At 42.3% G+C, this 15,732-nt stretch carries 12 protein-coding genes and 4 tRNA genes; 5 read left to right on the top strand and 11 right to left on the bottom strand.

Annotated elements, in window-relative coordinates; all coding sequences use genetic code 11:
• The 9 genes from ACS8FC_RS01455 to ACS8FC_RS01415 all read right to left on the bottom strand — a co-directional run.
• Window positions 1-335, bottom strand: a 335-nt coding sequence (locus ACS8FC_RS01455) for a GTP-binding protein (RefSeq protein ID WP_439295652.1), incomplete at its 3' end; no start/stop codon positions are given.
• 406 nt (window positions 336-741) lie between these two features.
• Window positions 742-816, bottom strand: a tRNA-Thr gene (locus tag ACS8FC_RS01450).
• A 106-nt stretch (window positions 817-922) separates the two neighbouring features.
• Window positions 923-996 (bottom strand) — tRNA-Gly (locus ACS8FC_RS01445).
• A 113-nt stretch (window positions 997-1,109) separates the two neighbouring features.
• Window positions 1,110-1,193: transfer RNA gene (locus tag ACS8FC_RS01440), tRNA-Tyr, on the bottom strand.
• A 66-nt stretch (window positions 1,194-1,259) separates the two neighbouring features.
• Window positions 1,260-1,335: transfer RNA gene (locus ACS8FC_RS01435), tRNA-Thr, on the bottom strand.
• A 256-nt stretch (window positions 1,336-1,591) separates the two neighbouring features.
• Window positions 1,592-3,088 (bottom strand): anthranilate synthase component I family protein, encoded by a 1,497-nt coding sequence (locus tag ACS8FC_RS01430; RefSeq protein WP_439262631.1) that lies wholly within the window; start codon window positions 3,086-3,088, stop codon window positions 1,592-1,594.
• A 278-nt stretch (window positions 3,089-3,366) separates the two neighbouring features.
• Window positions 3,367-4,365 (bottom strand): FHA domain-containing protein, encoded by a 999-nt coding sequence (locus tag ACS8FC_RS01425; RefSeq protein WP_439262632.1) that lies wholly within the window; start codon window positions 4,363-4,365, stop codon window positions 3,367-3,369.
• An 83-nt stretch (window positions 4,366-4,448) separates the two neighbouring features.
• Window positions 4,449-5,303, bottom strand: coding sequence for an RsiV family protein (locus tag ACS8FC_RS01420; protein WP_439262634.1), 855 nt, complete (start codon window positions 5,301-5,303; stop codon window positions 4,449-4,451).
• Window positions 5,304-5,506: 203 nt separating this feature from the next.
• The gene (locus ACS8FC_RS01415) at window positions 5,507-7,129 is read right to left on the bottom strand and encodes a peptide chain release factor 3 (protein ID WP_439295651.1); all 1,623 of its coding nucleotides are present in this window, start codon (window positions 7,127-7,129) and stop codon (window positions 5,507-5,509) included.
• 318 nt (window positions 7,130-7,447) lie between these two features.
• Here ACS8FC_RS01415 and ACS8FC_RS01410 point away from each other — a divergent pair, with 318 nt between their 5' ends.
• Window positions 7,448-8,800, top strand: coding sequence for an MBL fold metallo-hydrolase (locus ACS8FC_RS01410; RefSeq protein ID WP_439295650.1), 1,353 nt, complete (start codon window positions 7,448-7,450; stop codon window positions 8,798-8,800).
• A gap of 52 nt (window positions 8,801-8,852) precedes the next feature.
• On the opposite strand, the gene ACS8FC_RS01405 is transcribed toward ACS8FC_RS01410, so the two are convergent.
• Entirely contained in the window at window positions 8,853-9,773 is a 921-nt protein-coding gene (locus ACS8FC_RS01405) for a hypothetical protein (RefSeq protein WP_439295649.1), read from the bottom strand.
• Between the two features lie 299 nt (window positions 9,774-10,072).
• Here ACS8FC_RS01405 and ACS8FC_RS01400 point away from each other — a divergent pair, with 299 nt between their 5' ends.
• Both ACS8FC_RS01400 and polA read left to right on the top strand, forming a co-directional pair.
• Entirely contained in the window at window positions 10,073-10,489 is a 417-nt protein-coding gene (locus tag ACS8FC_RS01400) for an organic hydroperoxide resistance protein (protein ID WP_439262639.1), read from the top strand.
• A 198-nt stretch (window positions 10,490-10,687) separates the two neighbouring features.
• Complete coding sequence (gene polA / locus ACS8FC_RS01395; protein WP_439295648.1) at window positions 10,688-13,642, top strand: DNA polymerase I; 2,955 nt, start codon at window positions 10,688-10,690, stop codon at window positions 13,640-13,642.
• A 142-nt stretch (window positions 13,643-13,784) separates the two neighbouring features.
• Here the strand turns inward: polA and ACS8FC_RS01390 are convergent, their stop codons facing one another.
• Window positions 13,785-14,237, bottom strand: coding sequence for a hypothetical protein (locus ACS8FC_RS01390; RefSeq protein WP_439295647.1), 453 nt, complete (start codon window positions 14,235-14,237; stop codon window positions 13,785-13,787).
• A gap of 224 nt (window positions 14,238-14,461) precedes the next feature.
• Here ACS8FC_RS01390 and ACS8FC_RS01385 point away from each other — a divergent pair, with 224 nt between their 5' ends.
• Window positions 14,462-14,899: a MarR family winged helix-turn-helix transcriptional regulator gene (locus ACS8FC_RS01385; protein WP_439295646.1), complete on the top strand. Its 438-nt coding sequence runs from the start codon at window positions 14,462-14,464 to the stop codon at window positions 14,897-14,899.
• Window positions 14,900-15,184: 285 nt separating this feature from the next.
• On the top strand, window positions 15,185-15,715 hold the full coding sequence (locus ACS8FC_RS01380) for a hypothetical protein (RefSeq protein WP_439295645.1): 531 nt from the start codon (window positions 15,185-15,187) through the stop codon (window positions 15,713-15,715).
• The last annotated feature ends 17 nt before the right edge of the window (window positions 15,716-15,732 follow it).

Raw genomic sequence — 15,732 nt, 5'->3', positions numbered from 1 at the left:
GGGCCATCAGTTGCTGATACGACTAGGATTGCGCCGTCCATTTGAGCGGCACCAGTGATCATGTTTTTAACATAGTCGGCGTGACCTGGGCAATCAACGTGCGCGTAGTGACGAGTGTCGGTGTCATATTCTACGTGTGAGGTGTTGATGGTGATGCCACGTGCTTTTTCTTCTGGTGCGCTATCGATAGACGCGTAGTCTTTGGCTTCGCCGCCAGAGGTGATTGCTGCTACGGTTGCGATTGCGGCAGTCAATGTGGTTTTGCCATGGTCAACGTGTCCGATGGTGCCGACGTTGACGTGGGGCTTGTTGCGTTCAAACTTGGCCTTTGCCATGGGTAGTTCCTCTTTATTGATGAATCTTTATGCTTAAAAAATATTAAACAGTAAGATCGGTAAATAGCTATTTGACGGTTTATGACAGAGTTAAAACCATCAAACCGTTGACGCTAGGATAAATCTAACAAACTTTTACTATCAGTATAGAGATACGATTCGAACACTATACTAACATTTTCAGTCTACTCAGTACATATGATCGGTTTATGTTGAATAACTGATGTATTCACAATGTACTGACAGCACTAAAAGGCAACACCTCAGTGTCACCTTTAAATCTTAATCCGCCACACTAACTTTAGAATTTTCGACAGTCTATTAATTTTCAACATTCTGTATGGTTGATATCGACGTAACATTATTTAAAAGTAGCGAAGCAAACACAAAAAGCATAATCAATAAATGGAGCTCATATCGAGAATTGAACTCGAGACCTCTCCCTTACCAAGGGAGTGCTCTACCGCTGAGCTATATGAGCATATCTTAGCCAGCCTATAAGCTGTACTAAAAAAAATATCACGATACAGTAATAATATACTGATTGTCGTGATGATTTATTGGTAATTTTTGCGTTGGTGTATATATGGAGCGGGTGGCGGGAATCGAACCCGCGTCATTAGCTTGGAAGGCTAAGGTGTTACCATTATACCACACCCGCAATGACTCTTATGCAAAGTGACTCTTATAGTATGAATACAAAACAGTATTATAAATATAAAGAGTAATTATGTATAACGAGTATGCTTGGCGTTATGACAAACTACAGAAATATGGTGGTGGGAGAAGGATTCGAACCTTCGAAGCTTTCGCGACAGATTTACAGTCTGTTGGGTTTGACCGCTCCCCAATCCCACCTTAGGTTGCTTTGAATAAACAGACTTTAATATAAAGCAAATTTATAAAAAGCTACTTTGAAAGAGATGGTGCCGACTGCCGGGATCGAACTGGCGACCTACTGATTACAAGTCAGTTGCTCTACCAACTGAGCTAAGTCGGCTTGTTCTCTCAAAGTGGTGGCTATTCTATCAAATATTTTGACAGACGCAAGCCCTTTTTTATTTTTTTTACACTTATTTTAATAAAAATTTTCAAGCACTTGATTGCATTGGATTTTTTTATAAAAATACTGGTTACGATTTATGCCGCACTTTCATTGTAGCCACAACACATCACGTCTTTTTTCATTAAGCTAAGTATGAATCAAATAACATAGGTTTAATAATACCAGACCGCTAGTCTTTAACCAAGTCGTACTAATGAATACGTAACCCATCACAAGCCATCTTTACCGCCTTGACCAATGCTAGTGCTTTTTTATTGGTTTCGTCCCACTCTGCTTCTGGCACTGAATCAGCAACTACCCCTGCCCCCGCTTGAATATGTATCTTACCGCGGCGCATCACCGCCGTACGTATGGCAATCGCAGTATCCATATTGCCATGCCAACCCAGATAACCTACTGAGCCGCCAAACACAGTTCGACGTACTGGTTCGACCTCGTCAATCACTTGCATGGCACGAATTTTGGGTGCACCTGATAGTGTACCTGCTGGAAAAGTCGCACAGAATACATCCAGCGCGTCTTTGTCAGCTAGTATTCTACCTTCGACGTTAGAGGCAATGTGCATCACTTGCGAATAGCGCTCTACAAACATCTTCTCGGTAACTTTGACACTGCCATACTCGCAGACACGGCCGATATCATTACGACCAAGATCAATTAGCATCAAGTGCTCAGCGATTTCTTTTTTATCAGCCAGTAGCTCTATTTCAAGTGCTAGATCTTCTGCTTCATCTTGACCGCGTTTACGTGTGCCTGCCAGTGGACGCACTGTCACTGTCCCATCTTCGATACGTGATAGAATCTCAGGAGAGGCACCAATAATGTCAAAACGTTTGTGGTCATCAAGCGTATAGCCATGTACTAAAAACAGATAAGGTGACGGATTTAAAAATCTTAACGCTCGATACACTGCCAGCGAGTCTCCTTTATAGTCCGCAGTTAAACGCTGAGCGGGAACGACCTGCATAACGTCCCCTTCTAATATATAATTTTTTATCTTATTGACATCATTGCAATACTTCTCTTGTCCAGTTTGCGATTCAAATTTTGGTGTGGGCATGATGGGCGTACTCAAGTCTGGCATCTCAGCCAGCTTATCTTCGATTTTCTCAAGCTCTCGAATCGCTGCACCATAGCCATCCTTATCATTACAATCTGCATAAACGATGATGGACAAAGTGTTTTCTAAATTATCAAAGACGATGACACTCATCGAGAGCATTAACCACATATCAGGTAGCGACATGGGGTTTGGCGCATCAGACAATCCAACGCTTGGTTCAATAACGCGTATCATGTCATAACCGAAGTAGCCCACCAGCCCGCCACTAAAGCTTGGTAGTGCTTCGATCTCATTTGGTGTGGGCATTTTATACTGCGCCATAAGCTTTCTAATATAATCAAATGGATCATCGACTGCGTCACTATCAATCTGATCGTCTCTTTTGATGGTCATATAACCGTCTGTGTACTGTAAGATTAAATCGCTACCCAGACCAATCATAGAATAACGCGCCCAGCGCTCACCGCCTACGACTGACTCAAACAAATAAGCTGAACCGCTTAAATCACGTACTCTAGAAAACACAGAAACTGGTGTTTGAGCATCCATTAAGCGTTTTTTGACAAGGGGGGCGTGACTATAACCTTGTGTTTTAAATGCGTTATATTCTTCAAAGGTCATCATAGTAAAAAGTCTCTTAACACCAAATAGGCAAAAGATAAAAATAGCAGTAGCAAAAAGACAGTACATGCTCGGCGTTGAAATAAATAGAGCATAAACCTGTCAAGAAATGAGGATGGACCAAATTTAGCTACAGTATAGCCAGCCAGTATAACAAAACTGGCCAGCGTTAGTATTATTTAGCACTACTGTACTGTTCGGCTCATCTCTTTAGTTATAAGGCATCTTCTATAACTGATTGGTGCCAGCTAGCAAACTGTATAAACGATCAAAATAAGCGATTAAACGCCGCCCATGTTAAATAACCATAGAGCAATTCCGATGATAATAATGACGATAAATACCCATATGAACCAACTACCGCTTGGTTTTTTCTCTGGATGTCCTGTATTAGCAGGATTGTTGACAGCTTGATCCATTGCATTATTGCCTTCAGTTCCTAGATCGCGACCTTGACCTAGATTGGCAGTACCAGAAAACTGCGCTGAGGCAGCTTGTTTGGCGCGTAGTACATCTGGATCTGACTCTTCTTGTAAAGTGGTTTTAGTCGTCTTATCGTGCTCTGGAGCATCATCTGGCTCTTGATGCGCAGTTGGCTGTTTTGCTATTGGCTCGTTAACTGTTGGCTCATGGTTTAGCGTCTCTTTAGACTTATCATTAGACATCACTGTCTCCTTAGCTGTGGCCGTACTCGGTGCTGAAGTAGATTGAGAAGTAGTTTCTGTTGCCGTATTAGTTAGTGTTTCTACGGATTCACTAGTGGTAGATGAGAGGACTTCTGTGACTATGGTATCTTTGACCACTGGCTCATTGACAGCTGTCTCATCTACTACGCTTTCAGTCAGCACGCTATCTTTGTCTGTCGCCGTGCTTTGCTTGGTCGCAGGTTCAACTGGCGCGGCTGCTACTGGTGTGACCGGATCAGTATCTACCTGCGGGGCAGCAACCTTAAAGACAAAACTTGCAAAACCAACCGTATCATTTGTATTAAGATGAGTAGACTTATTGCCCTCAATGCGCTCATCATTGATAAATGTCCCGTTTGATGAGTCCAAATCTTTAATATATAAATCTCCGTTTAAGACACTAAGTAACGCATGATTGCGTGATACTGCCTTACTACCAAGTACGACATCGTTGTCGTTACCGCGTCCGATGGACAAACTGTCATCAACCGTCAGTGTTAAATCACCCAACGCTTCAGTCATTGCGTTAAGCTGCCAAGTCGTTGTCTCTTCTTTAGTCTTTAGCAGGTTGTTGTCATCTAAGTTATTCGTCATCTTGCGACTCCTTATTATAAATTTTTGAAAATATGACCAAATACCATCTTTGGTCATACCGGAAGTTGTTGTTTGTCTTTATTTTACTGTGGCATGAAATAAGGCTTGATAATGGTGTTTAGCTTATCATACGGGATACTTAGCACTGGCATACCGTAGGCATAAGGACCGATAGAGTAATGCTGGTAACGAATATCGATGCCTTTATCCGTTAAAGTTATGTTGTCACTGAACACGAAAGGCCAGCTTTGCTCATAATCATGAGTGTCGCTGGCAACTGTACCGACCCACTTCTTATAAGCATCGTACGCCAATGCCTCAAAGTCTGACTTTTTGCCCTTTTGCAACATGTCTACCAGCTGCACCTGTTGCTTCGTTGTGGAATCAAATACGAGATATTCGCTATACGGCATTCCATGGGCACCGCCTGTAAATATATAGGAATGTATCTCAAATAACTCAAAGTTATCTACATGTCCTAGATATTTAGGCTCTATCGTTAAACGATAAGTAAAAACGCTATCTGCAGGCAAATCAGAAAATTGTGAGGCTGCAAAGTCATCAATAGCTGCTCTAACATCGGCGTGACTATTTTTATTGTTGATAGGTGCCGACTCAGACATTTTACTGTTTACAACTAGATCGTTAATACGTCCATTAACAACCCCGTTTAGCCAGTCATGATTGGTTTTAAGATATTTGATGTCAATTTTTGGACAGTTTTCACGTTTAATACAGCGTTCTTGTAAATGTTTTGGTAAATTATAATCAAGATAGTCTGTTGCACTGATCAAAGTAGTCGCATTGGTAGATAAACTAAAAGCACTCAATAAGATGGCAACGCCAAAAGTAGCAATCGGCTTTATACCTTTGATTGTATTTATATTTTTATTAAATTGTGAATGCTTTATCACATGATAATAAGTAGCTATTGACATATATCCTCTTTAATTAATAGACGACATTTATAGATATTCTACCGTAATCAAAATCTATTATTGTAGGAACACTGTTTTAGCGATCAGTTTTTAATAACATGGCCTAATACTTTCAATGAATCATACAAACAAAAAAGACACGGCCAGCGTGTCTTTTAAGAATATATTATAGGACTAAATAATAACCTCTAGCATCATTGATTTTAGTGCTCGCGAGTATTGCTAAAAGTCACTTCTGGATAGCGATCTTGCATCAGTTGCAAGTTAACACGCGATGGCGCCAAATATGTTAAGTAGCCACCGCCATCTATCGACAACTGATCATGCGCTTTTTTCTTAAATTTTGCCAGCGCTACTTCATCGTCACAATGAATCCAGCGTACTGTAGCGATGGAGACGGGTTCAAAAGTACACTGCACCTTATATTCTTCTTTTAGTCGATGCGCGACCACTTCAAACTGGAGCACACCCACTGCGCCTAGAATTAAATCGTTATTAATCTGCGGCATAAAGACCTGAGTAGCTCCTTCCTCACTAAGCTGCTGTAAACCTTTTTGCAATGCTTTAGATTTTAATGGGTCTTTTAGTACTACACGGCGAAACAGTTCGGGCGCAAAATGTGGAATACCGGTAAAGTTCAACTCCTCGCCTTCGGTAAAGCTGTCGCCGATAGAGATCGTACCGTGATTGTGTAAGCCAATAATATCACCTGGATAGGCTTCTTCTAATGCTTCACGGTCACCTGCAAGAAAAGTCAGGGCATCAGCAATCCGTACGTCTTTGCCCAGACGCACATGCTTCATTTTCATACCTTTCTCGTACTTGCCTGAGCAAACCCTTAAAAACGCAATGCGGTCACGGTGACGCGGATCCATATTGGCCTGAATTTTAAAAACAAAGCCGCTGAATTCAGTTTCAGTCGCTGCCACTTCGCGCTCATGAGTCGGATGCGCTTTGGGCGATGGGGCATATTTGACTAGAGTATCCAGCACCATATTGACCCCAAAATTACCTAGCGCTGTACCGAACAGTACTGGTGTCATCTCGCCTGTTAAAAACTCCTCAACACTAAAGTCTTCTAGCGCCATTTGTACCAGCTCAAGCGACTCTTCAAAAGCATTAAACATCAGCTCACCCAGACGCTCGCGTATATCAGGATAGTCATAACCGTCCCGCGTTTCAGCGACGCTCATATCACCACCATGACCTTTTTCATAAAGATAGGTCTTGTTTTCGGTTAAGTGATATACCCCAACGAAATCTTGACCCATACCAATAGGCCACGTCATAGGCACGCATTTGATTTTTAGTACACTCTCAATTTCACTAAGCAGCTCAAGCGGTTCGCGAATCTGACGATCCAGCTTATTGACGAACGAGATGATTGGTGTATCACGCATCCGGCAAACTTCCATCAGTTTGATGGTACGCTCCTCCACCCCTTTTGCGCCATCGACCATCATCAGTGCGCTATCAACGGCGGTCAAGGTACGATAAGTATCTTCACTAAAATCAGCGTGACCGGGGGTATCTAGTAGATTGACCATATGATCTTTATAAGGGAACTGCATGACTGAGGTCGTAATAGAGATACCGCGCTCTTGTTCCATACTCATCCAATCAGAGGTTGCATGACGATCGGTTTTGCGGCCTTTGACTTCACCAACCACTTGGATCGCTTGACCCCATAACAGTAGCTTTTCGGTCATAGTAGTCTTACCCGCATCAGGATGCGAAATAATGGCAAAGGTGCGGCGTTTGGCGACTTCGCGAGCAAGCTTGGCAGGAGGTAACTTAGTGGCTGAAGGTTTAGAATCTGCGCTCATAATGAATAACTTATCGTTAAATTTTGGAAAGGAAAAACAGAAGGTAATACAGATAGAGGTGAAAATTTAGTGCGCTTATTGTAGCCGATTTATGGTTTGGATGCTATTTTTGCTTAAGGTACTGATACGCTGAAACAATACACCTACTTATAATATATAGCTTGATACTGTGCCAGTACTATTTATTTGCTACTCTTTTAAAAAGACGAAATTTAATATAGATGTTAAATCTAGATATTGAATACAATTATTAAACACAGCTATTGAATACAGTTACTTCAATGATATTTAGCCACCAATATTTATAAGGGAATAATTATGCTACTTGAGAAAATAAAGACACCCGGACTCGCTCACTTGTCCTATCTGGTAGGCTCAGGTGGAAAAGCAGCAGTCATTGACCCACGCCGCGACTGTAACATTTATGTCGAAAAAGCACGTGCTGCTGGGCTGAAAATTACCCATATCTTCGAAACTCACCGTAATGAAGACTTGGTTTCTGGTGCGCCAATTCTAGCAGAATTGACTGGTGCAGTAGTACTACATGGGCCAAATCCTGAAAAGCCTATCACTTATGCTCAAACAACTCATGAGAATGACTGCTTTGCCATCGGTCAGCTTGAGATTCGCGTACTAGAGACACCTGGTCACACTGATGATCATATTAGCTTTGTGTTATTTGATAGCGCCTATCCAGAACAAGCTGTCGGGGTTTTCACAGGGGATGCGCTATTCGTGGGCGATGTTGGGCGTACGGACTTTTATCCCAATCGACGTAAGGAAGTGGCAGGTCTGCTCTATGACTCATTACAAAAAATTTTAGCGCTTGGCGATCAAGCCCTTATTTATCCTGCCCATGGGGCTGGGTCAGTGTGCGGCTCAGGTATGGCTGCGCGTGAGTTTTCAAGTGTCGGCCATGAAAGACTGAATAATCCGCGCCTGCAGATTGAGAGTCGTGACGTATTTATCGATGTCAAAATCAACGAAAACCATTATCAACCCCCTTATTTTCGCTTGATGGAGCGCCTCAATATGGAAGGCGGTGACGCCGCGCCGCGCATTATGCGTCCGCGTCATCTATCGCTTGATGAGCTTAAAACCTGTGACGCGGATCATCTCATCGATATTCGAGAACCGATGGCTTATGCTGCCGGTCATCTGCCTGGTGCTATGAGCCTGCCGGTGGGGATGATCTCCGCTTTTGCTGGTTGGTTTATCTCTGATGGCGAAAGCATAGCACTGATTGCCGCCAATGAAGAGCAGCTTGCTACCGCCATGGAGCATTTGGTACGCATCGCCCTTGATAATATCGTCGGTGGCTATGTCGGTGTGGTGCCTGCTGCCGCGCAAGGTCAAAAGATACAATCAACACCTATGATCGATACTGCTGAGGTTGAAGAAAGGCTCAACGTTAATAAAGACGACTGGACCCTGCTTGACGTCCGCGACGCTGATGAAAGAGCTTCTGCTGCAATTAAAGGATCTGAACATATCTATGTCGGTCATCTTAACGAACGTTGGCATAAACTTGATAAAAACCAGCACTATACGTTGATGTGTGGTAGTGGCGCACGGGCGACAGTTGCAGCAGGATGGCTTGCAAGCCAAGGGTTTAAAAATCTCGATATCTATCTTGGCTCAATGAGTGCATGGCAGGCTGCACATAACTGATGTCATCGTCGATAGTACATAATCAACGTTTGTGCAAATGCCAAAACAGCTATTAATAGTAGCGTCTAATTTGGTCTTCTAAGAAGTCAGCCGCTACCTCATTAACTAAAGTGCAATCAACCACCCCGCGTCTACTGTTTTCGTTGGGGCGCGGTGCATTACTGTCAATGTAATCGGCTTCATAGATACGGTCGTCATAATCAACGGCTCTGAATATATATTCTGGTTCATTGTCAAAAGCAAAATACCTGATCTGCGCAGTTTTTAGTTGATTGTTGATACCGGTATTTGAGCGAGTGGTACTGAAATTTCGATTATCGCTAAAACGATTTTCAGTCATATCGACCCAATCATCAAGATCGTCGTAACGGGTTCTGTCCTTATCATTGAAAACAAAAAACGAGCGGTCACTGGTCGTCACAGGGATATAACAAACAGAACCTGTTGGAAACTCTATATTTGGCGGAATGTTTGGATAATTATTCAAATCAGTGAGAATCCCTCGGCTACTAGTCAGACTATTGCCAAGACTATAACTACCAGCGCTGACTCCAGACAGATCTAGTTTTCTATAGCTCGTTTCGTAATTAAATTTATTACTACTATTTGTCTCATAAATTGGCTGTCTGACGTTTCGCCCATTGACTTCGATATAGCGATCTTCAAGTGTGCCCTCAAAATTGTCTGATAGCACAATTGATCGTTCTAAATCATTAATGTTTTGCGCATTAAAGCTTCCTATAATGTTGGTTACATCAATATCACGCTCACCATCGCTATATTCGGTATCAATACGCGCCACAGCTTCCCTTCCAGTCTGGCGATCGATACCTTTATCAAAACTTGCCAGCGTCAGCTCATTGTTACTGCTTGAACCAAAAATGCCATTGTCTTCCTCGTCACACCCAACAAGCCCAATCGCTAATAAAGAAATAGCAAGCGGTGCAAGAAGTTGTTTATGCGCTTTTTTCATCGCCAGATATCCTTATTTGTCGATAATGGAGCGTTATTAAATACTCTTTCACTAAATATATAGTGAGTGGCTATCGCCTAATCTCTTCTCATTTGACGGCTACTATTAGCTTACACTAATCGTTAAGCTACCTCCACATGTGGCCAGTATTTCATTTACTAAACCAAAAGACTTGCTTACAAATTCATAGTATAGGGTTACCACTGTTATATAGAGTCGCACCAAAGATTTGCTATGCTAAATGAGTTGTATGGCTAATACGATGCATCTACCATAAAAACCAAGGAAAAAGGACAATTATGAAAACTCTATATTCTACCAAAGCAACTACTACTGGCGGCCGTGCAGGTTCAGCCAGCTTAGCTGATAGTGATCTCAGCATCAATATGGTAGCGCCAGGTTCTGGAAAAGAAGGTAATAACCCAGAGCAGCTATTCGCCATGGGCTATAGCGCCTGTTTCGATAGCGCACTTGGTGCAGTCAAACAAATGGAAAAAGCCAAATTTGATTCGACTACTCAAATAGAAGTAGATTTGCTACAAGGTGAAGGGCATGACTACAAGTTAGCAGCAAAAATTCATGTGACTGGCGAAAATACCGACCTGTCTGCTGATGAGTTCCAAAAACTCGTTGAAAAGGCTCATCAAGTCTGCCCGTACTCAAAGGCGACACGTGGTAATATTGATGTTGAAGTGACTTCAGAAGTAAAAAGCTAAGCTGTATCATGAGTTGATAAACAGAACTGTTGTTAGCAAAGCCCAGCAAGTCTGGGCTTTGTTGTTTTTAACCTTTATAGTTAAATAACGCTTATAGTCATATACATTTTAACTTTTGAGCCATTCGGCACGCGCTGATTTTATCGTTATAATGGTTGATATTTTTTGATTTTATCCAATAGCTGATAAGTGACCTCTATGACCGATAATGACCACAATTCGCACTCACCTATTAATCCTAATACGCTACCAAATTTCGACAATATGCCCAATGTGGCGACCATGGATACTAGCCATGTAGATAAAGACCAGCCGCCATTTATCTTAGTAGATGGCTCGTACTATCTGTTTCGTACCTATCACGCACTGCCAAAGACCATGCAAAACTCGCAAGGCCTGATAACCAATGCCATACGCGGCACACTAAACGCTTTGTTGAAGCTTATGCGACGCTATCATCCAACGCATATGGCCGTTTGCTTTGATACCAAATCTCCGACCTTTCGCCATGCTATGTCTGCTGAATATAAGGCGGCACGCCCGCCCATTGATATTGAGTTGGTTGAGCAAATTCCTTATATTCATCATCTGGTAGCGGCGCTTGGGATTCCTTTATTGCGTATAGAAGGCGCAGAAGCCGATGATATTATTGGCACCCTTGCCTATCGCGCGGTTGAGCAAGGCCATCACGTGGTCATCTCGACTGGTGACAAGGATATGATGCAGTTGATCAATGATTGTGTGATATTGGAAGATAGCTTTACAGGCAAAATCACTGATAGTGCAGGCGTGATAGAGAAGTTCGGGATTGAGCCTCATCAGATGATTGACTTTTTGACCTTGATGGGCGACTCATCAGACGGCATCAAAGGCGTGCCTGGTATCGGTAAAAAAACGGCCAAAGACTTGCTTAATAAATACGGCAATATCGATACAATGCTCAAAAACGTTGCTGAAATTAAAGGTCGCGCTGGTAAAAATTTGGTCGAATATGCCGATGATATTCCGTTCAATGCAAAGCTTGCGACCATTGTGACCGACTTGGCCATCGGACAAGATTGGACAGACCTTATAATAAATACTGACCCCTGCGCCCATATTGATGAGCTACGCAAGCTGTATAGTGAGCTTGAATTTAAAAATGAGTTGGCCTCTCTTGATCACCCAAACCATCCTGCCAATGGTAGCGCAAGCATCGCTGACAGTCAGGCCGATGCTGAGTCGCAAGCGCAAGTCGCTAAATCCTTGCAATCTAATATGATTGATAATATTAAAGACAGTAAAAGCCATGAAAAAGCGTGGCATACCGTGCTTGATATGCCCGCTTTTGAGAGCCTACTTGAGCAGCTTACAAACGCAGCGCATTTCGTTATCGATACCGAGACGACTAGTATTTATTGGCGACAAGCCGAAATTGTCGGCTTATCTTTTGCCGTGCAGGCCCATGAGGCTTATTATGTACCGCTCACGCATCGCTTAGAAGGTGATGAGCTGATCGAAAAGCAGCTTGATCGCGATACAGTGCTGTCGCGACTTAAACCCATTTTAGAAAATCCAAACATTGGCAAGATTGGTCAACATCTAAAATACGACGCGCATATCATGAGTCATTACGATATTGATCTGGTCGGTGCGTTACATGAGTCACCCAATAATTGGGCGATGGATACTATGCTCGCAAGCTACGTTATCAATGCTGCGGTTACTCGTCATGGTATGGATGATCTTGCACGTCACTATTTGCAAACACAAACCATCAGTTATGAATATGTCGCTGGCAAAGGCGCTAAGCAAGTTAGCTTTGATCAAGTGGCTATCGATATTGCCAGCGATTATGCTTGTGAAGATGCCGACATTACTTATCAGCTCTTTGATCTATTTCATAAGCAACTTGCTGAGGATGACAACAACGCCAAACTACTGCACGAGCTAGAGATTCCAACAGCCCAAATTCTTTGTCAAATGGAAGCGCATGGTATTTTGATTAAGCGCTCTTTCCTCAATGAGCTGTCTAAACGCTTTGATGAAGAGATCATAGCACTTGAAAAACGTGCCTATGAAATCGCTGGCGAAGAATTTAACTTAGGCTCACCAAAGCAGCTCGGTGAGATGCTATTTGATAAGCTTGGCGTCCCTGGTGGTAAAAAAACCAAGTCAGGACAGTACTCTACTGGTGAAGCTATATTGTCCAAGATTGATCACCCATTAGTAGAAATCGTACTAGAATACCGCGGCTTATCTAAGCTTAAAAGCACCTATACCGATGCACTTGATGCCGTAGCCGATAACGAGACTGATCGTGTGCATACTAGCTACCATCAAGCATTGACCAGTACCGGACGTCTATCGTCAACTGATCCTAATTTACAAAACATACCAATTCGTACAGTGACAGGTCGCTTGATTCGCCAGGCTTTTATTGCCCCAAAAGGACGCGTTATTTTGGCAGCGGATTACTCACAGGTTGAGCTGCGCCTCATGGCACACTTCTCAGAAGACGCCAACTTAACTCACGCTTTTAAAGAAGGGCTGGATATTCACGCCGCGACTGCTGCGGAGGTACTTGGCAAAGATGTTGAAGCAGTCACTGCCACTGAGCGCCGCAATGCCAAAGCCATTAACTTTGGTCTACTCTATGGTATGAGCGCCTTTGGGCTGGCAAAACAACTCCAAATGAGCCGCGGTGAGGCACAAGATTATATCGATATGTACTTTGATCGCTATCCGGGGGTTAAGCAATATATGGTTGATACACGTGCCAGTGCTGTCAATCGTGGTTATGTCGAGACTATACTGGGTCGTAAGCTCTATACGCCTGATATCAATCATAGCAACCGCATGGTCAAACAAGGCGCCGAACGTGCTGCGATTAACGCACCACTCCAAGGCTCAGCTGCTGATTTGATTAAACTTGCCATGATTGCTGTCGATAAAGTACTGCCTAAAGAGCAGGCGAAAATGTTACTACAAGTCCACGATGAACTGGTGTTTGAAGTAGATAGCGATAAGGTAGAAGAGATTAGCCAACTCATTACTGATGCCATGCAAGATGTCTTAACGGCCACTGCGGTTGAAAAGGGTTGGCATGTAGACTTTGCTGTGCCGTTATTAGTTGAGACTGATAGTGGTCAGAATTGGGATGAGGCGCATTAGAGTTTAATGTTGGTAGAGGATCAGTTGGTTTGTTCAGTGCTCGTAGAAAAAGCTGAACAAACCACTCCATTTACTCTACTCGTAGATACATTTAAAACTTTAGAATGTATATTCTAAAGGCCACTTCACTAAATAGACAGACTTACATCGCTCCTTTTCTTCTACGAATACCAAGCCCGTCACGGATATTAAGCCCCATAAGCGTCAAGTTTGCGGCTCCTACTATCAGCTCGACACCCTGTACGATATAAAACGTGCTACCAAAGCGGCCCAAGCTTGCCAAATAGCTTAAATAAAATGCCGACGGTAATAGTATAATCAGTCCATTCATAACAATAAATGGCATGCGTTTTTTCTTAGCCAATACATTGGGGTGTTTCACTTTGACGCTAAGCTTGCTACCCGACATGCCTGCAATTATCATAGTTGGAATAAAAAAGATGAAAGCGTAGAGAATGCTTTGCTTCACCATAGCAATGGTTTCATAAGACATAAATAGCTCACTGATAAGCGTACTTAACCAAAAGCTTAGAATAAAGAAAAACCCTAAAAAACCAGTGGTAGCATGAATTTTGACTAAATATCGACGATCCATTGTTATTCTCCAGCAGTGCTTTTAGTAGCATGGCGTTAGCGATAAACTATTTACCAAATAGCGTTAACAACACTTTAAAAGCTCTAAACTTTTAGACGCAAACTTAATCTAATCGCTTCATACTTGAATATTAACATAGCATGCTATATAAATACATAGCAAGCTATATTTATATCATATTAGAAAATATCTTGTTCAAAATATACTTATATAGAGAATAGATCATGACCTTTAAAACTGAATCTACAGGGTATCTTGCTAATCATCTTGCTAGGTTGTACGCCATTTTGCTCAATGAACAGATAAAACCGTTAGGCATTAGTACAGCTCACTTCCCCATTCTGCTTGAGCTATGGCAACAAGATGGTATAACGCAAAATGACTTGGTACAGCTAGGTAATTTATCACAGGCGACAATTGCCAATACTCTCAATAGAATGGAACGCGATGGATTGATCACGCGTGTAGCGGATAAAAAAGATGCACGGGTCAAACACATCTTGCTGACGAAAAAAGCTAGAACGCTTGAAACCAAAGCCATTAATTGCGCCAGACAGGTCAACCAACAGTCGCTGTCAGTCTTGACTGAGGAAGAACAAAAACAGTTTAATATGTTGATGCAACGGGTAATTATTAGACAGCGGGAACTGGTAGCAGAATAACACTTTACGCGAAAGTACCAGCTTACATCGAAACTAACATCACTACCTGTAGATAAAGGCCATTATTTTTCTACTCTTTTAAGCATCAAGCTTTTGCTCTAGTGAAAGTCGATTTTTAATAAGATGAGTCCTAAAATGACTGGTGACCAGTTAGTTATATTTTGAAATGCTGTTTTGTATTAGCTGGACGTATAATATACTTCACCTACGTTTTTATAACTGATGATCTAAAGTGAGCCCTTGGGTTCACTTTTTTATTTTTTGCAAAACCAGGAGCCCTTTATTTTGGCTACAGATGGCATCATCGAAATACCCGGTCTTATACTTATTATTGTCTGCTTGCTACGCTGTGCCCAGTATGTAGTACAAAGTCATAGCAAGCAAAGTCGTTATTTTTGGCTCGCATCAGTGCTCGTATTTTTTGCTGTGCTTCGCCGAGAGTTAAACTACTTACCAGAACTGCTTATTTCAAGCGAATTTTCGCTACTTGGTCGTTCTTATGACTGGTGGGAAGATGGTGTGCTGACCGTTGTCTATATTGTCATCATTGGATTGCTCGTTTATTCATGGCGTTATCTTGAAGCCGTCTTAAAAGGTGTCGATGTAGCATTATATGTCCTCGTAGTCATACTGGCGATAATACAGTATATGGGCGAGAATGCGATTGTGTTCCCTTATGCCGTTGGCGGCATCATTGAAGAGTTAGCAGAAACTGCTATTTATGGTACTGCTTTGTTTTATGTATGGAAATTTAAGTTAGCTGATTTTGAAACTCAGACAGTAGAAAACCTAAATTTAAAAACCGCAAGACGATAGCAAGTAGAGTTGACTAT

It is taken from the genome of Psychrobacter sp. 1Y4 (assembly GCF_051847555.1).
The sequence above is the reverse complement of the archived record's forward strand: the minus strand, read 5'-3'. Positions and strand labels throughout refer to the sequence as shown.

Coding starts and splice junctions, on each gene's coding strand:
- ACS8FC_RS01430 (WP_439262631.1), bottom strand. CDS start 3,088: ATGATGACCTTTGAAGAATATAACGCATTTAAAACACAAGGTTATAGT.
- ACS8FC_RS01390 (WP_439295647.1), bottom strand. CDS start 14,237: ATGGATCGTCGATATTTAGTCAAAATTCATGCTACCACTGGTTTTTTA.
- ACS8FC_RS01420 (WP_439262634.1), bottom strand. CDS start 5,303: ATGTCAATAGCTACTTATTATCATGTGATAAAGCATTCACAATTTAAT.
- ACS8FC_RS01425 (WP_439262632.1), bottom strand. CDS start 4,365: ATGACGAATAACTTAGATGACAACAACCTGCTAAAGACTAAAGAAGAG.
- ACS8FC_RS01415 (WP_439295651.1), bottom strand. CDS start 7,129: ATGAGCGCAGATTCTAAACCTTCAGCCACTAAGTTACCTCCTGCCAAG.
- ACS8FC_RS01405 (WP_439295649.1), bottom strand. CDS start 9,773: ATGAAAAAAGCGCATAAACAACTTCTTGCACCGCTTGCTATTTCTTTA.
- ACS8FC_RS01400 (WP_439262639.1), top strand. CDS start 10,073: ATGAAAACTCTATATTCTACCAAAGCAACTACTACTGGCGGCCGTGCA.
- ACS8FC_RS01410 (WP_439295650.1), top strand. CDS start 7,448: ATGCTACTTGAGAAAATAAAGACACCCGGACTCGCTCACTTGTCCTAT.
- ACS8FC_RS01385 (WP_439295646.1), top strand. CDS start 14,462: ATGACCTTTAAAACTGAATCTACAGGGTATCTTGCTAATCATCTTGCT.
- polA (WP_439295648.1), top strand. CDS start 10,688: ATGACCGATAATGACCACAATTCGCACTCACCTATTAATCCTAATACG.